Annotated in this window: 21 protein-coding genes; 4 read left to right on the plus strand and 17 right to left on the minus strand. The window is 53.6% G+C overall.

What is annotated here, in order from left to right; all coding sequences use genetic code 11:
• Nucleotides 1-191 precede the first annotated feature (191 nt).
• Both CRO05_RS06890 and CRO05_RS06895 read left to right on the plus strand, forming a co-directional pair.
• Nucleotides 192-569 carry a helix-turn-helix transcriptional regulator gene (locus CRO05_RS06890; protein WP_097066372.1) on the plus strand — a complete coding sequence of 126 codons (378 nt, stop codon included), beginning with the start codon at nucleotides 192-194 and terminating at the stop codon, nucleotides 567-569.
• A complete protein-coding gene (locus CRO05_RS06895) occupies nucleotides 566-1,036 on the plus strand; it encodes an ArsI/CadI family heavy metal resistance metalloenzyme (RefSeq protein WP_097066373.1) in 471 nt (156 codons plus the stop codon). The genes CRO05_RS06890 and CRO05_RS06895 overlap by 4 nt, the downstream gene beginning before the upstream one ends.
• A gap of 306 nt (nucleotides 1,037-1,342) precedes the next feature.
• Here the strand turns inward: CRO05_RS06895 and CRO05_RS06900 are convergent, their stop codons facing one another.
• Nucleotides 1,343-2,596: a PQQ-dependent sugar dehydrogenase gene (locus CRO05_RS06900; protein ID WP_097066374.1), complete on the minus strand. Its 1,254-nt coding sequence runs from the start codon at nucleotides 2,594-2,596 to the stop codon at nucleotides 1,343-1,345.
• A gap of 316 nt (nucleotides 2,597-2,912) precedes the next feature.
• Between CRO05_RS06900 and CRO05_RS06905 the strand changes: the two genes are divergently transcribed.
• A complete protein-coding gene (locus tag CRO05_RS06905) occupies nucleotides 2,913-3,431 on the plus strand; it encodes a macro domain-containing protein (RefSeq protein ID WP_097066726.1) in 519 nt (172 codons plus the stop codon).
• 33 nt (nucleotides 3,432-3,464) lie between these two features.
• On the opposite strand, the gene CRO05_RS06910 is transcribed toward CRO05_RS06905, so the two are convergent.
• The 7 genes from CRO05_RS06910 to CRO05_RS06935 form a co-directional block, all read right to left on the minus strand.
• Complete coding sequence (locus CRO05_RS06910; protein WP_097066375.1) at nucleotides 3,465-5,876, minus strand: penicillin acylase family protein; 2,412 nt, start codon at nucleotides 5,874-5,876, stop codon at nucleotides 3,465-3,467.
• Nucleotides 5,877-5,987: 111 nt separating this feature from the next.
• A complete protein-coding gene (locus CRO05_RS06915) occupies nucleotides 5,988-6,476 on the minus strand; it encodes a DUF1499 domain-containing protein (RefSeq protein WP_097066376.1) in 489 nt (162 codons plus the stop codon).
• Nucleotides 6,477-6,491: 15 nt separating this feature from the next.
• The gene (locus CRO05_RS15480; RefSeq protein ID WP_159462703.1) at nucleotides 6,492-6,632 is read right to left on the minus strand and encodes a hypothetical protein; all 141 of its coding nucleotides are present in this window, start codon (nucleotides 6,630-6,632) and stop codon (nucleotides 6,492-6,494) included.
• 41 nt (nucleotides 6,633-6,673) lie between these two features.
• Entirely contained in the window at nucleotides 6,674-6,982 is a 309-nt protein-coding gene (locus CRO05_RS06920) for a cytochrome c (RefSeq protein ID WP_097066377.1), read from the minus strand.
• Between the two features lie 141 nt (nucleotides 6,983-7,123).
• A complete protein-coding gene (locus CRO05_RS06925) occupies nucleotides 7,124-8,434 on the minus strand; it encodes an amidohydrolase family protein (protein ID WP_097066378.1) in 1,311 nt (436 codons plus the stop codon).
• Nucleotides 8,435-8,493: 59 nt separating this feature from the next.
• Complete coding sequence (locus CRO05_RS06930) at nucleotides 8,494-9,675, minus strand: glucuronyl hydrolase (RefSeq protein ID WP_235001319.1); 1,182 nt, start codon at nucleotides 9,673-9,675, stop codon at nucleotides 8,494-8,496.
• A 12-nt stretch (nucleotides 9,676-9,687) separates the two neighbouring features.
• On the minus strand, nucleotides 9,688-11,085 hold the full coding sequence (locus CRO05_RS06935; RefSeq protein ID WP_235001320.1) for an alginate export family protein: 1,398 nt from the start codon (nucleotides 11,083-11,085) through the stop codon (nucleotides 9,688-9,690).
• Between the two features lie 191 nt (nucleotides 11,086-11,276).
• Here CRO05_RS06935 and CRO05_RS06940 point away from each other — a divergent pair, with 191 nt between their 5' ends.
• Nucleotides 11,277-12,098 carry an alpha/beta fold hydrolase gene (locus CRO05_RS06940; RefSeq protein WP_097066380.1) on the plus strand — a complete coding sequence of 274 codons (822 nt, stop codon included), beginning with the start codon at nucleotides 11,277-11,279 and terminating at the stop codon, nucleotides 12,096-12,098.
• Here the strand turns inward: CRO05_RS06940 and CRO05_RS06945 are convergent.
• From CRO05_RS06945 to CRO05_RS06985, 9 genes are all read right to left on the minus strand, one after another.
• The gene (locus tag CRO05_RS06945; protein WP_235001321.1) at nucleotides 12,021-13,298 is read right to left on the minus strand and encodes a CynX/NimT family MFS transporter; all 1,278 of its coding nucleotides are present in this window, start codon (nucleotides 13,296-13,298) and stop codon (nucleotides 12,021-12,023) included. The two genes, CRO05_RS06940 and CRO05_RS06945, sit on opposite strands and share 78 nt — an antisense overlap.
• 48 nt (nucleotides 13,299-13,346) lie before the next feature.
• Nucleotides 13,347-14,555, minus strand: coding sequence for an acyl-CoA dehydrogenase family protein (locus tag CRO05_RS06950; protein WP_097066382.1), 1,209 nt, complete (start codon nucleotides 14,553-14,555; stop codon nucleotides 13,347-13,349).
• Entirely contained in the window at nucleotides 14,555-16,219 is a 1,665-nt protein-coding gene (locus tag CRO05_RS06955) for a class I adenylate-forming enzyme family protein (RefSeq protein ID WP_097066383.1), read from the minus strand. The genes CRO05_RS06950 and CRO05_RS06955 overlap by 1 nt, the downstream gene beginning before the upstream one ends.
• On the minus strand, nucleotides 16,216-18,135 hold the full coding sequence (locus tag CRO05_RS06960; RefSeq protein ID WP_097066728.1) for a CoA transferase: 1,920 nt from the start codon (nucleotides 18,133-18,135) through the stop codon (nucleotides 16,216-16,218). The genes CRO05_RS06955 and CRO05_RS06960 overlap by 4 nt, the downstream gene beginning before the upstream one ends.
• A 51-nt stretch (nucleotides 18,136-18,186) precedes the next feature.
• On the minus strand, nucleotides 18,187-18,459 hold the full coding sequence (locus CRO05_RS06965) for a MoaD family protein (RefSeq protein ID WP_097066384.1): 273 nt from the start codon (nucleotides 18,457-18,459) through the stop codon (nucleotides 18,187-18,189).
• A gap of 131 nt (nucleotides 18,460-18,590) precedes the next feature.
• Nucleotides 18,591-19,034: a Mov34/MPN/PAD-1 family protein gene (locus CRO05_RS06970; RefSeq protein WP_097066385.1), complete on the minus strand. Its 444-nt coding sequence runs from the start codon at nucleotides 19,032-19,034 to the stop codon at nucleotides 18,591-18,593.
• A 204-nt stretch (nucleotides 19,035-19,238) separates the two neighbouring features.
• Nucleotides 19,239-20,408, minus strand: a complete 1,170-nt coding sequence (moeB, locus tag CRO05_RS06975; protein WP_097066386.1) for a molybdopterin-synthase adenylyltransferase MoeB — start codon at nucleotides 20,406-20,408, stop codon at nucleotides 19,239-19,241.
• Between the two features lie 127 nt (nucleotides 20,409-20,535).
• Nucleotides 20,536-22,410, minus strand: a complete 1,875-nt coding sequence (locus CRO05_RS06980; protein ID WP_235001322.1) for a TonB-dependent receptor — start codon at nucleotides 22,408-22,410, stop codon at nucleotides 20,536-20,538.
• Nucleotides 22,411-22,923: 513 nt separating this feature from the next.
• On the minus strand, nucleotides 22,924-23,736 hold the full coding sequence (locus CRO05_RS06985) for a carotenoid biosynthesis protein (protein WP_097066729.1): 813 nt from the start codon (nucleotides 23,734-23,736) through the stop codon (nucleotides 22,924-22,926).
• Between the last annotated feature and the right edge of the window lie 193 nt (nucleotides 23,737-23,929).

Raw genomic sequence — 23,929 nt, forward strand, 5'->3', positions numbered from 1 at the left:
GCCACCCCAAAGCGGTCTTGGCCTTGATGCAGGCTGCAGCCAACGGATGCTGAAAGGTGAGTGCAGGAGATAAGGATTGACCGCAGATCTCCTGTGCACTCTGCCCCGTGCCAACGAGGGGGTGTGGGGTAGCGACCCGCGACCCATATATTTCCTTTGACATTTTTCTACAATTCTATTAATCTAGAAACATGGAAACTAAAATAGCAGTAAACGCCCTTGCGGCACTCGCCCAGGAAACGCGGCTTTCAGTTTTTCGCTTGCTCGTCGAGGCGGGCCCTGAAGGCATGGCAGTGGGCAGCATTGGTGAAAAACTTGGTGTGGCACCTGCGACCCTGTCCTTTCACCTCAAGGAACTCAGCCATGCGGGTCTGGTGACCTCGCGCCAGAAAAGCCGATTTATCTACTACATGGCCGACTTTACGCAAATGGCGGCGCTGATGACGTTTCTTACCCGGAACTGCTGCAAGGGCATGCCGCAGGAGTGCCTTGCAGTGATGGAAACGGCGCTCGAGGGATGCTGTGCGCCACCGCAAATTAAACGCAAACCTGAAAGGAGCAAATCATGAAACGTTTTCACGTGCATATCGCTGTTGATGATCTCGACGCAAACATCCGCTTTTATTCGGCAGTATTCGGAGCCGAGCCCTCGGTGCACAAACCGGACTACGCAAAGTGGATGATGGAAGATCCCCGCATCAACTTTGCTATCTCACAGAGGGGCGCAAAGGCAGGCCTGGACCATCTCGGGCTCCAGGTCGATACGGACAAAGAACTCGGCGCCCTGCGCGGGCAAGTGGCCGCTGCTGAAATCGCCATGCTCGATCAGCCGGACGCGACATGCTGCTATGCGCGCTCGGACAAATACTGGATTACCGATCCGCAGGGGATTGCGTGGGAGACCTATCACACGCTGGACAAGGCAGAGATATACGGCGCGGACACTAGGACGAAAACGGATGAAGCGGACGCGTGCTGCGCGCCACCCTCAACTGTTCAGTCCGCGAAGCGTAAAGCCGCCGCCAAGTGCTGCTAGCGCCAAAAAGATTCGGGTAAAACAGCGGAGACGGTGATGCGGGGCACGATGATGTATTCACTTCGCATCGTCATCCCGGCTCTTTCTGAGATTTTAGGGAAACTCATTTAAGAGAGGCTGACCTGCATGCGGCGCTGATGTTTACCCTGGTGCTGGTCATCTGGCTGCCGCATGGGCTTGGTATCGCTGGGGCGTCATGTTCGGGTTCGGCGCCGTACTGGTGTTGATACTGGACGTAGGAGACCGGGCGCGGATTGACGGGCTATCAGCCATAGGCACAGGCCCACTGCCTCACATTTATGCAAATCACGCGAGCGCAGATGCAGCTTTTTCCCTCCGCCTGGCCCATAGCCCAACCAGAAGCATTCCCCCCAGCATCATGGCGTAGCTCTGTGGTTCAGGTATAGCCGCGATCATCCCCACCTGGCCATTGATGCTTACTAGATACAGGTTACCGGCAGCATCCTCGCCGAATGAGGTAATTCCACCGGAAATCCCGGTGGGGGACAGCAGTTCCTCAGTGCGGTCGGAGAGAGTCATGTTGGGGTCTGCGGGATCGAAGGACATCACCTTGTCGTTTACGAAGTCGGCGAAGAAATAAGTACCTTCCAGTCCTTCGATCTCTGATCCACGATAGACATAGCCGCCGATGACCGAGCCGCCTTCGTCGCTATGGCTATATTCATGGATTGGTGGCGTGTGGTTTGCAATCTCGGGGTCGTCAGGAAAATTCAACAGTGTGCCTTCAAACTTGCGCCACCCATAATTGCCGCCAGCGACGCCATTGTTGATCTCTTCGCGTGCGTTTTGCCCGACATCCCCAATGTAGAAGGTGCCGGTTTCGCGGTCGAAACTGTCGCGGAACGGATTGCGCAGCCCATAAGCGTAGATTTCAGGGTTTCCGCCTGTAACATTGCCCTCCGGTATCGCGTAGCCGTATTGGGTAGGATCGCCAGGCGAACGATCGGTGGACACGTCGACGCGGAGAATCTTGCCGAGATTCTCGGAAAGATTTTGTGCGCGATTTCCGGGATCATCGCGGAACCCGCCGTCGCCAGTGGCGATGTAGAGGTTATTTGCTTCGCCGGGGCGAAAACCGATCCACCCGGCCTTGTGATTGTTGAACTCGGGTTGCGCGACAGTGAGTATGGTTTGGGCGCTTGCGGCATCTGCTACGTTTGGTTGAGCCGTGCCCACCTGATACGTAGCGACTACCGTATTGAGGGTGGTCTTATCGATATAATCGACATAGAAGCGGTGGTTGGACGCAAAATTTGGATCAAATGCCATCCCGAGGAGGCCGCGCTCGCCCTCGGTATTGACCGAATCAGACAAATCCAGAAACGGAGTTGGCAGCACCGCCCCATTTTGGAGCACCTTGATCAAACCGCCCTGCTCAACAATGAATAGTCGCGAATCTCCGGCGGGGGAGGTGGCGAACAAGGGTCGGTCAAGGCCGGTTGCGACGATTTGGGTTTGCAGTTGTTGAGCAAAAGCCGGTTGCGCCCCAACGGTAGCGGCAAGAACCGCGGCGAACAAGGTGGAAAAAGGTTTGATCATGATAGCTCCTTTGAACCAAGTTGAGTTACACGGAGTCCATAATTAAAACAAGGACTGGATCTGCTCTTATCTATTTAGACTGGACCAGTTCTTATCTATTTATATAGGTAATACGAAAAGGGATGTCAAATCGAGCGTGAAGTTATGGCAGCAAATTTTTTATTGTTAAGTTGGTAAATCCTGGGACTGGTATTCGAGGACTCGGTATTCAGCGTGTGTGAGCCGAAATTTGCAATTCCAGAGACCGGGTAAATAAAAATCGGATTGCTATACTGGAATATATGCTCGTTCCTTTATGCCTATCGCCGGAGGCTACATGATCCATGAGGTAAGGGGCGATATCCTGTTGAGCCACGCTCAAGTTATCGTCCATGCGGTTGCCCCCCATGACCATTTCGATCAAGGTCTGGCCTTGAGTCTGCGTCAGCAATGGCCCGCTCTTGTGAAGGATTTTCGCCACTTCTGTCACACTGGGCAACCTAAGGTCGGCGAGGCGTGGGTATGGTCAGGCGCGATGAGCAAGCGTGTCGTCAGCCTTCTCACCAATGAAGCCCCGGAAAGCAGCGAGAGCAGGCCGGGACGTGCCCGGACTGAATATGTCGATCGCGCGCTGCGCGAACTGCGGCATCTATTGGAAAGTGGGAGGTTTGCCAATGTCGCCCTGCCACGCCTTGCGACCGGCGCGGGCGGACTGGATTGGCAAGTGGTACAGCCACTGATCAAGCATCATCTCGGTGAGTTGGAGTTGCCTGTCTACGTTTATACCCATTACGAAAAAGGACGCCAGGCGAACGAACCGGGACTGAGCATTCACGGCGGAACGCAGAAGAAATAGTGGGGCTTGGTCGGACTTTGCGCCATGCAACAACTACCGGGTTTTCGTGAGCGGACGCAAGTACAACGTCTGCTCGGCTGGGCCGGGAAGGAATGGCGTCGGTTTGCCCTCGACCCAATCGCCGTGACCGCTGCCATAATAGGGTGAGAGCGGGTGCCCGCTCTGTCCACCGGGCATTTCGAAATATCCATGCTCTTCACTGCCCGGTGCGACCGCAGAACGATTCGAGGCGCCAAAGCGAGGTGATTGCACGCGCGGCATCTTGCTGTCGCCGGGTAGCGCATCCTTTGGCATATCCAGCCAGTTTTCGGCAAACGCCGGCAGAGCCCGGCTGAGCGGATGGCGGATGCGGGCGGTATTACGTTCACCCCAGGTGCGAGCGGCGATACCGCCCGGCCGGCTTTGCATACGCTCAGCCACATGTTTCGCGCATCTGCCGAGCAAATCTTCCCAGTCGTTATAAACCGGCAGCAACAGGTGCGGGGGGCGACGCTCGATCAATGTCCATACTGCGTGTTCGGCCTGGCTTAACGGTGGGAGCGCAAAATCGGGATGATCTTGTCGGACTGCTACTTCAAAACCGTCGAGTACCTTATGGATAACCTCCTGGCGGAATGCACGAACTAAGCGGTAGGCGACTGAATCCGTAGATGCATGCCCATCCCAATCGCGAAGCGCTAGCTCCATTTCGGTGCGCCATGGCGCTGATTCCGCCTGGTTTAGTGTCAGTTCGAGAAGTTGCCGCCAGCGCGCCAGGAACAATGCGCGATCATCAAGTTGAATCGCCAGCATGTCGCCGGGTGAGAAGTGCTTGAGGTCGTATAAGTCGTCGCGGATCTGCTTTGCGCGCGCGCCAAGATCGTACCCGCCATCACCTAGCCTGTCGAGCATGAGGCCGTCGACGGTACGCGCATTAGCGGTCCAAAGACGCTGCCCTGGCGGATCAACAATAAGCGGATACTGCGTGGGTAAGAGCCAGCCGTTCCATCCCGTATCCGGTGCACTCCAATCCGCAGGGAGTGTTGGATCGTAGTTGCCCGTTCGCGCTGGAATTCGGCCGGCGATGGTCCAGGCAATCTTGCCTTTCCGGTCGCCAACGATAAAGTTTTGCGCCGGAATCCCGGCATTTTGTGCAATTACAATTGCTTCATCTACGGTTTCCGCCTCATCAAGCCGAGCGAGTTCCATATTTACCGCGTCGGGACGGTGCGCGGTCCAGGCCAGCGCGAGTGGCGCGCCATCGTGGTCGGCAGCCAGGATTGGACCCCACTCGGTCTCGTATACTTCAAGTATCTCATCCGGCGCATAGCGCACATGCAAGACTTCACGGTGAACGGCAATGGATTTCCACCCGGTCGCGCTACGGTAGCGCAAAGCATCAGCGGGGTCCGGCGTGACTCTTACCCAGTCGATGAAATCGCCATAACTGTTTGTAAAGCTCCACGCGATCTGGCGATTGGAGCCGACGGCGATTGCCGGTGTGCCCGGCAGGCTGGCGCCGATGACGTCATTCATTTGTCCGGTATGGCGTGAATTGGGATAAATCAGGCGAGTTCGGAACCAGATATTTGGTACACGCAGTTCCAGATGTATGTCGTTGGCGATCAGTGCGGCGCCTCCGGCCAGTTGGCCGGAGACAGCGAAGCTGTTACTGCCGGGGAAGTCATCAATGGGCTCATCGGCGCTACGCTCATCGATGCGCGGCATGATGCCGGGGTCGAGCTTGCGCAGATCGAGTTCGTCGGCGGAAGGAGGCTCCGGCCATTGAAACGCTGTGCCGATGAGCGGCGCGTCCCAGGCGCCGCCGCTGAAAGTGAGAAAACGGTAGGCAGCTTCCGGGAGTGACGCGCGCATGGTGGAGAAGTCCAGTTCGCGCAGATCGCTCGCCTCGTTCAGCGTGAAATACATCGCTTGAACGACCAGTATGCTGTCTTCGCTGCGCCACGCAACGGGCTGCATTCGTGTCAGCAGATATGGGAACGGACGCGTCGCAAGCGCATCCAGGCCTTGATTTACCCCATCTCGATATACGTCGAGCATTTGCTTTTGTTCGGCCGACAGATTCGCCAGTGTTGCCGATGCCCGTGCGCGCATGCGGTGTTTCCGCGCTTCGCGGTCGACTGGCAAAGCGGCTGCCCCGAACAATTCGGCCAGTTCGCCCGCTGCTTTTCGCCGCATCAAGTCCATTTCGAAGAAGCGTTCCTGTGCATGGACGTAACCGAGGGCCCAGGCCAGATCATGGCGATTCTGCGCGCGGAGTGTCGCGCTGCCAAGGGCATCGCGTTCCACAGACACCGGGGCAGACAGGCCGGTTACGCTAACCGTCCCGCCATATTGCGGCAGGCTGCCGTGCAGCATGAGCCAGCCGCTGCTGCCTGCTAGCAGCAGCGCCAGGATAAGAAATGCGAGCAGAAAACGGTAGAGCGGGCGGAGCGCAGCAGTCATGAAAGCGGGTATGGGGAAACGTGGGCAAGGCGCGTCATGAAGGATTTATCAAGGTGCCCTCAGCGATGAGCAAAGCGGCGCGACAAATCCACGAGCTGTCGGCCAGCAAGCTCAAGAAGAACTGAGCTTTTGCCTAATGAATTCGATGCGCTTGCGGTTCACGCCGAGATCTGACTTTCCAAGGCGAGACGCCGATCGGACTTGAATGACTTCCGCATCTGGATCGAACCAGAACTCGGCATCATCTACATACTTCATGAGGCGGGTAGTGAACTGTGCGTAAATGTAGCCTGGTTCTCTTTTGACTATATTCGCGCCATCCATGGCTTCGATAATGCCGGCAATGCGGTCGAGCGTGGCGTCCGGATCGCCTTTCAAAGACAGTGGCGCTATATCCGCGTAAGTGCGCTGCGGATGACCGGGGTAGAGCGAGGCCTGGCTGGATACGCTGTTGGGTGCTTGCGAGGGGGGCTTGAGCTTCCCGCCGTGCACGCCCAGATCGGCAGGCGGTGTTCCCTTGAGGAGTCCGAGTTGACCGGCAATCAGTCCGGCAATGGCGACAAGGGCAATGACGACAAGCGTCCACTTGACTATGAACACATCAGTACCTCGCTGCTAGAATGATGTGATGGAGGATGAATGGGCAATGGTATCTGCGCCCGCACCGGTGACGTAGTCATGGATTCGACACCACTCCGCCCCCCAGCTCTCATCCTCCTCCATTTCGTCGATTCTGGCGGATTTTGCTGGAGTCATCCTTCTCCAACAACCCGTCCGACTGCAACCTATACGGCAAACTACTTGGTTTTGCTGTTTGCCAGAACGAACTCCGCCAGGCGTTGCGCTGGCTCGCCTTTAATATTGGGGAACGCGCTCATCCCCATGCTTCCCTTCTGAACCTTCTGAATGATTGCGTCCTTGTTTGCCATCTTGGCATCTATTGTCATCACGCTGCCGGCAGACTCCGGCTTGTGGCATTTTGTGCAATTAGCATAAAAAATATCTTCTCCGCTGGCATTTTCCTGGGGTGTGTAATTATCAGTTTTTGTGCAGCCTGCCAGGCTCACCAATGCGGAAACCGTCAACAACAAGGCCATTCTCTTCATGTTTGTACTCCGATTTTACAGGATGGAAATTCCATCATTTTAAACTGCCAAGGATGGGCATTATATCGTTCTATCTGGTAATAAAGGTATTTATAGCACTGGCACGGCGCTGGGATTTTCATGTGTTCAGGGTGAAACCGGTCATTGGTTTTCAAAATGATTCAATACGATTTTGCCACCTGAAATAACCAGATCGGGGTATTCGAGAATTTTCAGGTTATGAGTGGGATCGCCCCTCACGGCAATAATATCGGCAGGGGCACCCCGTTGAATGGTACCCAGAAGAGGTAAATTCAGATGTTCACCCGCTTTCGATGTCGCTGCACGCAAGACGTCGATTAATTTCATTCTGCCCATTTGCATCATGTACATAAGCTCCTGCGCGTCAATTCCGCGGGGAATGTCCGGATGGGCAATTTCAGCGCCGTATAAAAATTCGCCGCCCAGTGCCGCCCAGGCGCCGGCATTGTGAATGACACCCGAACATTTCGATAAAGTATCGAGCGTTGTGACTATTTTTACGTTCTGCGCCACTGCCTGTTTTAACAACGGCTCGGGAATAACGTCGCAAGGCACGTGAGCCCATTCATCGATACCTGCGTTGACAGCAATCTGTGCACCTTGTACCTCGGCAATGTGCGCTGTCACCTTGCGTTTATTGCCATGTGCCTCATCCACAATCGCCTTTACAATTTTTTCCGGCAATAACGGCCAGGGTTGTTTCGCGGGGGAGGCGCTGCTGGCAGGCTTGTGATGGGTATTCGCTTGTGCTGCATCTGGTTGATCATGATGACCATCGCCGTGATCATGGCCGTGGCTGTGACCGTGGTCGTGACCATGACCATGGCCGGATGACCATGGGGCGCCTGCTTCACCACCAGGCTCCAGCGCAATCTTGATCACGACGGCACCTTTATTGATGAGGTTGCGAACCGTGGTGCGTGCTTCTTCTTCGGTGGACACCTCGGTTGCGACATTTGTGTGTCCCATGATTGAAATGGGATAACCGCCAGGCGCTGTAATAATCGGCCCGGAGGTGAGTACACGCAGGCTTCCATTCCCGCCATATGGCTTATGTATGGGCCCGCCCACATCTCGGATTGTCGTGATTCCATGCTTCAGCACGGTGTCCGCCGGGATTTTTTGAAATGACAGGTGTGCATGCAACTCTATGAAGCCGGGCAGTATGGTCGCATCGCCCAAATCGATGACATCCGCATTACCGGATTTGAATGACTCGCGCGTGCCGATTTGTGCTACCCGCCCATTTATCATTAAGACGGAAGTATCCGTTCTCATGTTATTGCCATCGAAAAGCCGTGCTGCATGGAGAAGAACAGCGCCGTGCGCTGATTGCTGAGCAGTGGATGAGGTGGAGGACAATGCTGCCAGCATTAAAAACAGGCAGAGCGTGATACGTCTGATCAATCCAAAGCGTGTACTTTTCATCATTTTGTATCCTTGATTTACAGGCGTTTTAGAATCTTGCGGTTAATGCATAATCGATATTTTTAAAAATCACCGGGCTTGATGGCGCCAATGAGAACACAGAGCGCCGCCATGAGGAAAAAACTGCCCCAAACCGACTCGACCAGTTCATCTTTATCGTGGCTGGTTTTGTAATGGCAACCCCAGAATATTCCCGAAGCGGTCCCGTCTCTACTCTTTTTATCATCGCTATTTTCTGGAAACCCGGTGAAGTATTGGCTTCGAACGATCGCGGTAACCTGTTGATGGGCATAAATGCGCCATTGCGTTCCATCAGGTACCAGGTCAGCCAGGGAGAGGAATGCCAGAGACGCGATCGCGGCGGATGAAAGGTCGGAGAGACCTGAAGGATCGTCCAGTCGATTTAGCGGTAACGATCCTGGACGTGAATATTTCCAGTATTCACAAGCTGATCGTGCATAGGCCAGGTAAGGCTCCCCCCATTGCGCCGCTGCCTGGCTCAGCCCCAGCATGGCCCAGGCTTGACCACGAGACCAGATGCCGGCTTGATCGATGGGTCGAAAGGCCCCTTGCTCAAAGTGTGCAGTTGCGTGGAAAGCGCCATTATCGGCACGGCATGCAGCTATTATGGTATCCGCATGGCAACGCGAGATTTGATGATAAACGACATGCTTGCTGCGGTTAAGGAGCTGGATCAAGGAAGCAAGCGTGTCTATCGTAATGAATTGATTCCCCTCTTTTCCACCACCCATGTCTGTACCGAGGGGAATGCAATTCGTTTCCGGATCATAGGAAGCTGCAATTGCGGTAACGGATTTTTCTGCAAGCTCGCGCGCGTTTACATCGCCAAACCAGAGATCGCCTGGAGCTGCGCCATACCAGAAAATCAGGCTGCGGTTTATGGAATCGCTGCTTACCTTTTGCGAGAGGCGCTGACAAATATCAGAGGCTTTGCATTGATCCGATGCTGATCCTGTTATTCGTGATCGCAACCACCAGCAACCGCTCCAGAATCCCCCGACCCAGGAACCGCCTGATGAGGTAACCCAGCGATCGGTGGTTCCCGGCGAATAAAGAGGGAAGGCGTCCGTGCAGCTTGAATCAATAGCATCCATGCGATGAATCATCAAGTCAATTGCACTCATCATTTCTCCATGAGTCAGCAGCGGACTCGGCAGCGTACTCAGCAGCGGGTTCAGCATCTGTTCATCAATGCGGTATGACTTTTTATCCACAATATGCATAACACCATCCCTTCAAAAAACCAGATTGAAATCTATGTAGACCATATCGGCGTCCTTTTTGCCCTGATAAACATCCTCGACGACGCTGCCGCCAAACGCATGCCCATAATAGAATCTCCATGACAACTGCTTGGTGAGCATATGCGTGAAACTGATGTCTACCAGTTGACCCACGTCGCTTTTGCCATGGGAAGGCCGCCCCGAATAGCCGAATGCCCCAGAGCCCAGCGTGGGACCCAAACCAGCATAGAACAGATCATTTGAATTACTGAGCGACAGATGATGCAGGTCAACGGTTACCTTGATCTTTGGGGTGGGTGAGACGATCATCTGGAGAAATGCATCCTGCATGTTCATCAAGTTGTAGAATGGAAGCTTGGCATAGGCACGCCCGCTGGGAAGCACCGTAAAGTAGGTTTTATGCCTGCCGTCCGTTGCACTGTCGTCGCCCGAGCTTAGAAAATAGAGCGCGCGTAACCACGGCTTGAAGGCAACGTCGGTCCATTGATAACCCGCCTCGGCAGCGATTGCCCAAGCCCGGTGGTCCTGGTTGGTCCAGTCGCCAAACTGATAGGCTCCCCACAATAAAGCGTCGATGCTGCCCGAGCCCAGTTGCTGAAGCGTCAGCAGATGGGCGCCTACGGTGTGAAGGTTCAGATTCTGACTGTCAAGCCGGGGTCGATCGGCGACAGCGCGGTTGTCAACCACCTGTGTGTTACGCTTGTCATCGTAATTCACATAGAAGAGCCGGCCTTCGGTTCCTGGCAACAACACGTCCTTCTTGCTGGTTAGCGCGGCATAAAACAGATGGATGTCGCTGATTTCATTTTGCCCCTGAACGGTAAATCCACCCGGGGTTGGACGTACGCCGGTTGCCGTGATATTAAAACCGGGCCGATCATAAGAGGCGGTAAAACCGTCGAAGCTTCGTCCCACATGGACGACATTGGACGCCATGAGACGTTGCGCAATGCGTGCTCTTTTGAGACCATCGAACTTGGCAATTCCGGTTTTGTATTCCATGCCGTCCATAAATTCGAATCGACCGATCCTAAGGAATGCGCCCGGTAATCCCAGGGTGTTGAATTTGAAGTCGAGATAAGCCTGTTTCAGAAAAATATTGCTGGCATTGGTGGACCGGTTCGCCAGGAAATAAGCGCCGCCCAATCCTAAAGGACCACCGGGAGATGCGACTGCATCATTGGGAAGACCGTATAAACCGACATATTGCGCTTGCGCGTAGCCATCAATATATGGGGTCGTGAGCAGTGCCCCGAACCTTGTGCGTAGCGCCCATAAATCGTAGTCGTTGTTATTATTGATTGCCGGACTTGGCCGAAAATAATCCCACGCCTCGTAGCTGCCGTACAGTTCCCCGGTCATGCGCAGGTATTCGTTAATTTGACCCACAGGTTTGATTCCGTCCGCAGCCCATGCACCATTGATTCGCAATATGGCGTCGATCAAGATGCAGAGAATTAACAGCCTTGATCGTTTCCGATAATTGACTTGCCTCTTTACACGCACGAGCTTGAATTCTTTCGCTTACCGATGTTTACCAATTTATTTTTTGCTTCAAAAGGTCCCGAACCGGAAAAATCATGGAAATAATCTCCTCAAGGAATAGGGTGCCAATCGCATGCTGGCGCAGTGGCGCGGGCGAACCCTTGTTACTCGTGCACGGTACCTCCGGCGATCACTTCGCATGGGCATCGTCATTGGCCGCGCTTGAACGTCACTTCAGCGTCTGGACCATTGACCGACGGGGGCGCGGCGACAGCGGCGATGCCGACGTTTATGCGCTCGAACGCGAGTGCGAAGATATCGCCGCGGTTACCGATGCTATCGGCGGCGCCGTGAATGTCCTGGGACATTCTTTCGGAGGACTCTGCGCCCTGGAGGCCGCATTGCTGACTCCAAACATTCACCGGCTCATCCTCTATGAGCCATCCATTTCGTTGACTGGCAGTAGCTGGTCTGCCGAACTCGGCGCACGCCTGCAAGCGCTACTTGATGCGGGCAAACCGGAAGAAGCTCTGCTGCTTTTTTTCCGCGACGTGGTCAAAACGCCACCCCATGAAATTGCCGCCATGCAAGCTGGATCAAACTGGCCAGGGCGGATAGCTGCAGCTCACACGATTCTTCGTGAATTGCAGGGTATCGACCGCTATGTTTTCCAGCCTGCCCGGTTCTGTGCCTTGCGAATCCCTACCTTGCTCCTCCTTGGCAGCGAGAGTCCGCCGCGCCGTCATCATATTGCCGAGACGCTTCACCAGGTCCTGCCGGGCAGCGAGGTCAATATGCTTCAGGGGCAACAACACAGCGCGATGAGAACCGCACCTGAATTATTTGTTCATGAAGTTGTAGCGTTCTTGAACATCCACAGCGGTCGCGCGCTGGAGGGGACCAGCAGCCATCGCTAACGCCTGCGCCCGACGCCGACGAGCGCAGGCCAGCGCCAGCGCCATCAGGCAGGCGCATAAAAGCACACCGATCAGCACACTCCAGCCAAGCAGCAAGCCACGGGAATAATCCGATAAAGCCCCATAAAGCGGGGGGCCCAGTGCGAAGCCGCCGAAGAAAGCAACCGAAACAAAGCCGGACGCAGTAGTCACCGGACCAAATCCCGGTTCTCTTATCAACATGCTCATCGCTATTGCGTTGGTGCCCACCGCGGTAAGCCCCATGCCCACGGCCCCCACCCACAACCGCCAGTGGGCGTCCGGGCTTGCCTGCATCGTCACTGCCATTGCACAAGCCGCTATAACAATAAGAAAAAGCAGAAGTAGCGACTCGTCCTTGAGTCTTGCTCCCATGGGTGTCAACACGATCCTGGATAGCATTCCCATTAGGCCGAAGATAGCGATTAAGGTACCGGCCAGCGGTAGCGGCATGCCTTGCCGGATGGCAAAGGTCGGCAAGAAGGTGACGAAAGCAGAGAGGGATATGCCGACGCAAAACTGGATGACCATCAACCGCAGCAACAGCGGATTCGGAAGCAAAATCCTGAAGCTCCTGCCACTTCCGCTGTGTTGCCTGGGTGTGACGAAATGCGTTGTTAGTCCAAATAGTATTGCTACAGGAACAATGATCCAGAACGCCGTATGCCAGCCATATTGAGATGCGATACCGGGAAGTATCAGACCTGCGAAAAGAGCGGCGAGCTGAACGCCTGATTGCTTGAGTCCGACAACTGCTGCTTTCTTCTCCGGCGGAACCTGCTGCGCGATCAGTAAATTTGTGACCGGGTTGGCGAGCGCCTGAGCGATTCCGCAGATGGCAGTTGCTGCGACTAAACCATAATAATTTTCAACCGTTGCGATCAGCGCAAAAGCCAACGCGATGGCGGAGAAAAGTATCGTTAACGCATAACGCGAACCGATGCGATCTACAAAAGCCCCTGCCCAGAGCGATAAAACAGCCGCCAGGCCAAATGAGCTCATCACCAGGTAACCCAGCAGTTCGGGCTTGAAATGCAGGTCACGGCCAAGCAAGGGCCCAAGCGTGCTAATGGCATAGAGAACCAGCATGGGCAAGGCCATGGCAAATACCAGAACAATCCGAAACCAGATGCTTGCAATAGTTGTCGTGGTGCTGGCCATCATCTTTGTTCGTTCCCGCATCGAGACAGAACTTCACCGAACAAGTGCGGAAGATTCAGAAAGAATGGATCAGGCAAAGTAATACACATCCTCGTCTTTAAAAAAATTGATGAGTCGGCGGCCCACCGAGCTGATAAGCGACTCGTCCGTGCCATCCAGAATGCGTGAGGTGCGTGCTATCCTGTAAATACCCGAAAGCGGGGTGAGATCGCTGATTCCTTCCGCTCCATACAATTGCACTGCCGAGTCCGAAGCAGTGCATAGCGCTTGTGACGCCGCTATTTTGGCGACATTGATTTCGACATCGCTTGGACGCCGGGCATCGATGCCCCTTGCAGCTACCCGTATTAATTCCCGCGCACTTGCAATCGCTTGATATGCATTGACGACGTGCTGGCGCACCAACTGTTTCTCGGATAACCGGGCGGATTGGCCGCGCTCGGAATTGATCCGGGCGCCCATTAGATCGAAACATCGCTGTGCCAAACCCACCCAGTTCATAGAGCGAAGCAATCGGCCAATGCCGAGCCGCTGGCCCATCAGGTCGATGCCGCTACCAGGGGAACCGAGAAGGTTGTGCTCAGGCACTTGCACGCCATTGAAAGAAATTTCGCCCTGACCGAGAGAGCGTCCCATCATGGTGATTCGACGTTCAATCTTGAATCCTGGTATATCGGACGGAACCAGAATCATGGACAGGGCCTTGCCAGGGATACTATCTGTCCCGGCAGTACGCGCCAGGACGGTGACAAAGGTCGCGTGGTCCACATTGCCAACAAACCATTTTCTCCCGTTTATGGTCCAGCTTCCGTCCGACAAATGGGCGGATGTGGTTATCAAGGCAGGGAACGAACCGCCATGTCCCGGTTCTGTCATGCCATAACTCGGAACCGCTTTCCCGGTCATCATGGGATCCAGAAAGTTTTTGCGGATTTCATCACCGCCGAATTTGAGGAGCATATGCGCATCCAGTGCGGAGTGACTGCCAAAAATCGCAGGCGAGAACTCCGAACGCCCTTCCTGTTCAGCAACAATCAGGTAATCTTCAAGGGAAGCTATTTTTCCGCCGTGAGAAAGAGGATAAAACAAGCCCCATAGTCCGGCGGATCGCGCTTTTTCGGTTAGTTCGGATTGCAGCCGAAATGATGAATCTCCACCTCCATTCCCATCCAGCCGCAGCTCGTTTGGAATAATCATTTCATCAACAAATTTTCTCACCTCGCGGGAAAGTGAAATGGCCGGTTCCGTATGTGCTGATTTTCTATTGATGCGCAGCATTAATGGGCCTGTTGGGCGAGAACTGGCTCAGCCATCGATTGCGTAAACTCTATCTCCGCAGTCAATCGTTTTTTATCGATCTTTCCCGCCGGGCTGAGCGGCAATTGCCGGTAATAGCGTAAGTATTCAGGGAGCTTGTTTGTCTCCAGGCCCTGTTGATGCAGATAGTCGGTGAATTGGGATAGCGAAGGACGTTCGACTCCATCCCGCAACGCCAGGCAGAGGCAAATGCGGTGACCCAGATCCGCATCGGCAACCGGTACACAGGCGGCGCTAACGACTGCGGGATGGGAAGCAGCAATACTTTCTATTTGAGCGGGGCTGATATTGACGCCACCCCGGATAATGATTTCTTTCTTTCGCCCGGACAGCACCAGATGCCCGCCATCATCTATTAGACCGAGGTCTCCTGTGTAGACCCATCCATCTTTATCACGGTATAGCGCATCGAGGTCTGGCGCATTGACATACTGCATCGGGCTCAGCGGACCCCTGGCTATTATTTCACCGACGCAACCTCGAGGTACTTCCCGCTTCTGGTCATCCACTATCCGGATACAACAAATATCCGGATTAGGCCGGCCTGCCTTCCGGGAAATGGTTTCCGCATCATCATCAAGCGCGGTATGGCAATTAACCCCATCCGCAGAACCATATAAGCCGATAAATCCACATCCGAATGCCTCCGTGCATCGGCGAATCGAGGCTTCATCGATTTTCGCTCCGCCGCTAATGATGGCGATCAGGCTGGAAGTATCGGTTTTCGCTAACGCCGGGTCCGCGGCGATGCGTTGAAACATAGTGGGTACGCCCAGGATGTGAGTCGGCTTCAGCTCTGCTATCGTTTGAATGGCCGCTGCAACGTCAAAGTGCCGCAGGACGATAAGCAATCCGCCAAGCCATGACAGGACACCGAATGCCGCAGTTGACCCAAAGGCTGTGCCAAGCGGCATCAGGTAAAGACCCCGGAAAGTCTTTCCATCAGGATGTATTTGTTGCAGAAAACGCCCTCTGCCACCAGCCAGTGCGTTGTGGGAATAAGCAACCCATTTTGGCTCGGACTCTGTTCCGGATGAGATCAGGAAGCGAACGGGTGAATCCGGGCAGACTTTTGGTAACTGACGTGATTCAATTGGCTCAGCTTGAAACAGGTCGTTCAGTGCGTACCAGCCTTCTTCGGCTTTTCCGTCAACAATGAGGACACGCAATGAAAGCAAAGTGGGCCGTATTGCTTCAATAAGCTCGCATAGATCGGTCTTTGCGTGCTCCCGCTCGACAATAATCACGCGAGCATCACACCGTCTCAGTAAAGACTGAATATCGAGGCGGCCGCGTCCGGGTGGAAAGGGTGCCACGATCGCGCCGAGCGCGGCAGCCGCGAGATCGATTGCGCAGCTATGCCAACCGTTGGGAAGCTGGTAAGCAACGACATCTCCGGGAACAATCCCCAATTTCCTGAGGCTGGCAGCCAGGCGATGAACCTTGTCCAATAGCCCCCTGTAAGTGATGGTCTGGTCAAGTGAGGCAACCGCGGGACTATCGGGATGTTGCCGCACATGCTCGCAAAACAACTCGTACAGTGATTTATCCGGATAGAGCCCCTTCTGGGACCACTGTTTGCGAATCTCGGCAGGAACGATGTCTATGATTCCGGAATGATTCATTTAAATCTCCACGGAGAATTAACCTGGGTATAAGGGCCAGGACTCAGGCTTGGTTGCAGGTACGCGATGGTTTGCAAGTCGGAGAGGTCTTCAATAACAACGGCCGCCGGAATTTGCGCCTGTTCAAAAATTCTGGCCCATTCATCCGCCGTTCTTGACAGGAATAAATCGCTCAAGCTATGCGGGAAACCATCTTCTTCAACCTCGATAGCGGCATCAAGCGCTTCGGAGAGCCGCAACGAGGTTTTGAAGTCAGGGCATTCGACCGCAATCTTTCCCTGCTTCGTGACATAGATAGTGTTGATGAGGCTCATTGAGGTTTCGCTTGTTGAGGTTTTTGAACCAGGGCTTGGCAGGTTGTATATGTTCCGGAAATCATCCGCGCACAAAAGGGTTGCCGAACTCATCAGTGATGAAGTGACCTTCGCACCCACGTTATTCATGCATCGGTTGAGCAGCGCGATAGTGATCCCTTGTGCGGCAACGACGCCTCCAAGCACATCAAGTACCGTAAATAGGGACCCGCCGCGAATACCAGAGGCCTCGGCAATCTTTTTAGCAACGCCGGAATAGGCCTGCGCCATGAAATCCGTGCCCGGCATTGAACTCGATGAGACGTTCGCCGCACTGTCGGTTGCCCAACCACCGGCGTAGACATAAACCAGGGAAGGATTTATCGCGGTCAGCGCTTCGTGGTCAAGATTTAGCAGCACGGCTTTGCCTGGCGCCCAGTTGTGCAGAAACACATCGGCATGTTCCGCCAGCTTCTTGATTTCCGCTTGTCCAGCTGACGATTTGATATCGATTTCCCGAACCGTCTTATATCGGTTCAGCGCATCGAAGCGTGCGGAACAACCCTCGGCCATCGGAGGCATGCCTCGCAGAGGATCCCCGCCGGGGGGTTCTATCCGGATGACCTCCGCACCCAGAAGTGAGAGCAAGTGTCCGGCGAGAGGACCCTGAATCCGCCGGCACGATTCGATAACGGTGAGTCCGCTTAACGGCAGATCACCTGTCGCACGGCTTGATCCTCTACCGTTGCGATTCGACTCGAACAAAAACTCCCACGGACCTTGCCGCCATACGTGCCTGCTGTCATCGTCCTGGGCTCTGTCATCAATGGAACGGATTGGACAAATAGCCATGCCGGTTCTGGCGCATATTTGTGAAATGCGGTGGTAAGTCAATCTTGATATTGCGCCAGGTAATTCAGCGGGCAGAGGGGATATAGCTTTGGCATATCTCAGCAAAAAAGCTTTCCATCCCTTTCCGGCCCCTGCTGAACTTACGCCGATCTCGGTCCAGAATTTTTGCCACGGTCCGGCATCCAGTGTTTCGAGTTCAAAGATGACGCCGTCCAATGAAACAAAAGGAAGGCAAGCGGAACGTGAGATAGGTTCAGGAAACAGGGTCTCAGGTGTTTCAGGAGATTCCGAAGCCGTTGCCCCCGCGATATACTGTCCCACGCTTAACAGGGCTGCCGATGCCATTGAAACAGTGCTGTTCGACACTGAAAGACCCCGTAGTTGACCAATCGAAGCGGCAACTCCGCCCTGAAGCGCCAGCACGGCAGTCAATGTCGAAACGTAGTTCAATCCCAAAGGCCGGGATTTACCGTCTGCCCGGCCATGCACCGACATCAACCCGCATGCCGCCTGCATTACGTTTTCTGTCACCGATGCTTGTCCCGAGATATCGTCCCATGGGGTTACCTCGCATACCACCGGTGTGGTATGGGGCGTCTTGAATTCAAAAGAAAGCGCCCCATTGCCTGAGCAATTCTCATGCGCCTCGGTTTTTATACCCAACGCCGTAGTCTGATAAAGAAGCGAGGCAGCTATGGCGGCAAAATCAGGGGCTGGGTTTTCTAAGGCGCCAGTTATTACACAGCCCGTTAATGTGCGATTCGTACTCATATTTCTTACCTTACCTATATAGGGCAGGGCCACGTTTGGCGCTCGTTTGGCTTATCCTCCGGCGACGGCAGGCAGAATGGTTAACGAGTCGCCATCATTCAGTCTTGTTGAAAGACCATTACTGAAACGGATATCGTCATCGTTCACGTATATATTGATGAAGCGGCGCGCCTCTCCGCCAGTTATCAGTTTCTCCTTGATGCCGGGATATTGCTGCTCCATCTGTTCGATAGCTTCAAGCACATTGAAGCCGTCAATTTCGATCCGTTTTTGATTGTTGGTGAGCGGTCTCAATATGGTTGGGATACTTACGGTAATTGGCATATTTGTCCCCTTGGGATTGGTGGTTATGAAGAAATACAATTGCGAAAAATCAAGAGTTCTTGAGGTGAAGAGGCGAAGGCCGAACGTTTTCGACTTTATTTAAAGAAAGCCATTGCGAAGCAAGACGCCCCTCAAGCCACCATGGATAATTCCCATTCCGATTTATATGAATTCCGCACCCTTACCCGCTCTTCGGTCACCATCCCATCCCAAATGCGAAAACTGCGAATCTCTTTCCCGTACCTGGAGTCTGCCGGAATAATGACGTAGTGGCATCGAGGCTCGCGTGCATACTTGACATCGGTTCCGCTAGGATAGGCTGGTGTATTGGTATGCGAGTGGTAGATAACGATTGGTTCTTCGCTACGCGCCTCCATTTCTCTCCAGACCCGCAGCTGCTCTTTGGGGTCAAACTGAAAGAATGTTTCCGATTGCGCGGCATTGCGCATCGGGATCAGGCGCAACGGAAGATTGGACCCGTGGGGGCCGGCAATGACGCCACAGGTTTCGACAGGGTGATCTTTACGCGCTTGGGCAAACATTGCTTCAACTAATTTAGCGTGTATGGTCAGCATAATTTTTCAACCTCCTGAATGTTGGTCATGTATCGAACTGAACTGAAGAAAAATATTTCCCAGGCTGCCGGGGAAAGGTAGTTTTTTAAAAACATCGTTGGGTTTATTACTATCTGGTCAGCGAGTCGCAAAAAACTGAACTGTGGCTGAAACGTGAACAGTCAGGGTGAGAAAGCACTGTCATTCGCCGCCTTGAGATGCGGCTCAATAAATGGGAAGTGAGCGATCCACATCTCTTATCCACGCGAGAATTCCCCCATCCAGGCTTTTGACGTTCGTGAAGCCCCGCTTTTGCATTTCAATGAGAGCATCCCTGGAGCGCACGCCCATTTTGCAATGAAGCACGATGAGGTCTTCCTTGTTGAGTTGAGATAAGACCTCACTGGACATCATTTTATTTTTGGGAATATGATTCGCACCTTCTATGCGAACGAGGTTCCATTCTTCGATTCCACGGATATCGATGAGCCGCAAATCCATACCGTTGTCTCGCATATTTTTCAGTTCCTTTGCACTGATCGTGGGAACATTTGTTTTACCGTCAGCCGGCTGCTTTAGTCCGCACAGTTCCTGGTAATCGGCCAGTCCGGTTATGGCAGTTCTTGTTGGTGCGCGTCGCAACGGAATAAACCTGAACGTCATATCCAGGGCATCGTAGACAGCAAGCCTGCCAAGTAAGGTTTCACCTAAGCCAGTGATCAACTTGACAGCCTCGGTCGCCATGATCGCGCCGATCGAGGCGCAGAGGATGCCTAATACCCCGCCCTCCGCGCATGACGGCGCCATTTCCGCGGGCGGTGGTTCAGGATATAGATCGCGGTAGTTCAGGCCGCGTCCGTTCGGCGCATCTTCCCAAAACACAGAGGCCTGCCCTTCGAACCGAAAAATGGACCCCCAGACATATGGTTTTCCAGAGAGCACGCAGGCATCATTGACCAGATATCGCGTGGCGAAATTATCCGTACCGTCTATCACCAGGTCGTAACCCGAAATTATCTGAATAGCATTGGTTGCTTCAAGACGTTCATTATGAAGTTGAACGTGAACATAGGGATTCAACTCATTGACCGAGTCCTTCGCGCTTCTGGACTTGAATCTGCCAACATCCGACTGTCCATGGATAATTTGTCTTTGCAGATTGGATTCATCGACGATATCGAAGTCAATGATTCCCAATGTCCCAACCCCGGCTGCCGCGAGATAGAGAAGGACCGGGGATCCCAGGCCCCCAGCGCCTATCACCAAGACTTTACTGTTCTTGAGGCGCTTTTGTCCTTCCATGCCAACGTCGGGAATCAGCAGATGGCGGCTGTACCGCGAGATTTCTTCCGGGGTTAATGCTTCTGAAGGTGCTACTAGCGGTAATAGTTGCATCAAAACCTCCATGTTTAAATCATAGAATTCAACATTTAGATCCAGGCGTTTCAGCTTGAATGTTCGGTTCGAAGATGAATCCGGGAAATGAAACAGACGATGCTCCGGTTTACAAGATTTTGCTCAATCAGAAGCTCGCCGATAAACCGATCTGGCCCCAGCGCCCCGGCATGGGATATCCTGGGCGATAGGCGTAATTGGCATCCAGGAGATTCTCCATGGCTACGAAAATTTCGCCTTTCTTTCCCAGCATCGGCAATTGGTAAGACACACGTGCATTCATGATCACAAATGAATCGACTTTTTCGGTATTGACAGTTCCCGCAGTGCGAGCGCGGTTAAGCGCCAGCACACTCGACTGATATTGGGTATCGACTGTCAAGCGAAAGGGGCCGATCCGTCCATTTATCCCTGCGGTGACAGCTCTCTTGGGCGTATAGGGCAAATTGTCTATGCTGGGATCAAGCAAGGTCAGTCCGCCAAATACCGTCCAATTCGGGGTAATATTTTGCCGGACTGCAATTTCGGCGCCACGCATCACATAGGTGCCGAGATTCAGGAATTGGGGAGGAGGCGGAACATGTGGCGGGAAACCGAAGATATAACGGTTTTTTACCTGATCAACAAACACGCTGATATCGATTTGTGTGGCATCAACCGGATTCAATTTCACGCCGACCTCCGCATGATTGAGTTCTTCCGCCGCAAGCTGCTTCCAGCTTTGCCCCAGCGCGGGGATCAGGGAGGAGAGAACGGGAGCTTCCAAACCCGGATAGTTGATGCCACGCGACACATTACCAAACAGGGTAATTTTCTCGGATACCAGAGACAGACCGGCATGCGGCGAGGTTCTTGTCCGGAACATGCTGTGATCGTACACTCGCATGCCCACCGCGGGCACCAGGGCCCAGCCCTTGCCTAGATCGATCTTCTGGCTTAGGGCAACATAGGGCGATGTGACGCGGAAAGTCGGCGCATTGAAACTCCCCTGGGGGGCGGGCGCCACACGATTGAATCGTACGTCACCCGAGATCCAGTCACTGTCCAGTCCTGCAACAATCGTTCCCCCGGACCAAAGAGAGAACTCTTCCTTCCAGCGCAGACCGGTCATTTGAAAATTGGTAGGCGTATCCCCCTCCAGACCGGACTGATGCAGCCAGTTGCCTTCTCCCCTGTTGTGGTAAAAACGCAGGTCGCCGCGCCAATCACCATGACGATGCGATGCAAAAACGGAAACCATTCCGGCCTGAGTGTTGTACTGCGGCGCCACGGCGGGCGCCGGAAGACGGTTGTCACCCGGATCACGCGCCTGGTTGTCGACATAAAGAAAGCTCGTGCCAACAGACCAATTGTCGGTCAGCCGCATGCCAATGCGGCCCATGACATTGTTCAATTCGCCGCCGGCATTGAGTCGATGCCCATTCGACTGGGCATGGCCTTGTGCCAGCATGAAATCTACACTTCCGTAGCGGCCAACCAGATCCGCCTGTTCGATAAAGGTGCTGAAGTAGCCACCGGAAATCCTTGCACTGGCCTGGATACCATCTTCGGCTGCGCGCTTCGTTTCCAGGTTGATCGAGGCAAAGTTGTTGCCGTTGATCTGTGGTTGCGGGCTTTTATAGACAGTGATGGATTGCATGCCGTTAACGGGCAGCAAATCGAGCAGTGGATGACTCCACACACCCATGTAAAACGGAACGCCATCAATGTAGGTTTTGATTTCACTACCCGGCCGGCTCACGCCCATTCCGCGGATATAAACAGCGCCGCCCTGATCGCCGCCAAAGGCGCCCACCGGGTTGTAGCGAGATATTTGCACACCGGGGGTGCGGCGTAGTGCCGTAGCAAGATCGAATGCATTCTGATCGCGCAACTGGCTTTCGGTCACCACCGCGGATGTGCTTGAAAACGGATCGATGCGGACGCTATCAATGATCGGGTTGGCCGTCACAACAACCGGAGATAGTTTGGTGCTCGGAGATGGTGCTGTACTCTGTGCCATTGCAAACCTTGAAAAGACCATTGTTATGGCCATTGATATGACGGCCACTGCGGTTTTTCTTATTCTCATTCTTATTCTTTTCTTTGAATTGTCTGTGCTGGAAGAGAAGACCTACTAATGTCAAAGACATATAGTTTTCTGAATCCCATGTGCTTCCGCACACGACCGACGCAATGAGTTTGTTTCTTATGATGGACAAATATAAATTGCCATGGCAGGACGGCAATCGGGAGCTTGAAACAACCGCTTAAACGCGGTTACAAACACCCATATACTTGCTGATATGGAATGTAAATCAAATCGATGAGATTAGGAATGTGACATATTGTCGCATGTGACAAATTGACGCATGTGACATATTGTCGCACCTCCGTCGATCGCGGGTGAGCAGATCGAAGGCGGGAATTTAATCGATTGTCATAGCGTCGCCGTTACCTGTATCGCTACGCTAAAGCCCGCACTTGAGATAAAGTGTTGAGGATTCTTCTTTTTTAACCCTGCGCTAACCCTGTGCTAACCCTGCGCCGGCAAACGACCGAGGAGCCGGAGGGCAAGCAGTGCGGTGACGGGAAGATAAATGAAAAGACCGGTCATTCCTAAAAGGTGCTCTCCAATCCAGAAAGTGATAGCGAGATTGAAGATCAATACCCCATAATAAAGACCGCAGCCGAGGAGTATGCGTCTGGTGATCAGCGGGGCAGGAGAGAGACTGGTCTGAGCAAGTTTGCGATCCAGAGGAAGATAGGCAAGAAGCGAGAGGAAGGCTACGACAGCCCAGCCAATATAGTTCGCGATCGGTACACCGAAATGCGTACCAGGATCGGGATAGTAATATATCTGCCCGAGAAACCACCGTTCGCCGCGGAGCGTGGCCGGATCAATAATGATATCGAGGTACGTGAAAAAAATCATCGTGAGCACCACCACGGGCCAACCGGTTCTCGTTGCAAGTGGAAATCCCATCGGTATCATGTTGATACCAGAACCGGCGTTGCTGCTGCTGTTCGCAGGCAGAAGAAAAGCCAGGGCCATGCAATAGCTCGCATAAAGAAGAAAGGGAAACGAGAGAGAATCCATAAACGGGACATTCGAGATATACAATTCCTGGCCGACCGTGGAACCGGTATAGTGATACCAGCCGAACGGAATCCCGGTGCGAGTAGAAGAGAACTCGCACAAAAATGCCACAACAAACGTGATTCCCATGAAACAGCCTGTTCTTCTCCAGCCGATCAGCCTGCTTGCCAGGAACAGAAACACGGCGAGAAATACGAAAACGTAGGGGCGCAGGATAATTGTCTTTAGCAGGAGGCTAAGGAATTCCATCGGACGTTCCATCGATTCGGTAAATTGAGCTCTGAAATTCGGACTTATTGCTTATGCCCGCGCCGCAAACACCGCCTTTTCGCGATCTCGCGGCCTCTTCCTGATAGCCTGCGCAGGCCGGATTTTGTTATGGGCGCGGGGCGAGAGTATATCCTGCCGAATTTGGGTCGTAATAAAATTTTACCGGCGCCAG

Source organism: Nitrosovibrio sp. Nv4 (assembly GCF_900215485.1).
In the GTDB taxonomy this organism is placed as follows: domain Bacteria; phylum Pseudomonadota; class Gammaproteobacteria; order Burkholderiales; family Nitrosomonadaceae; genus Nitrosospira.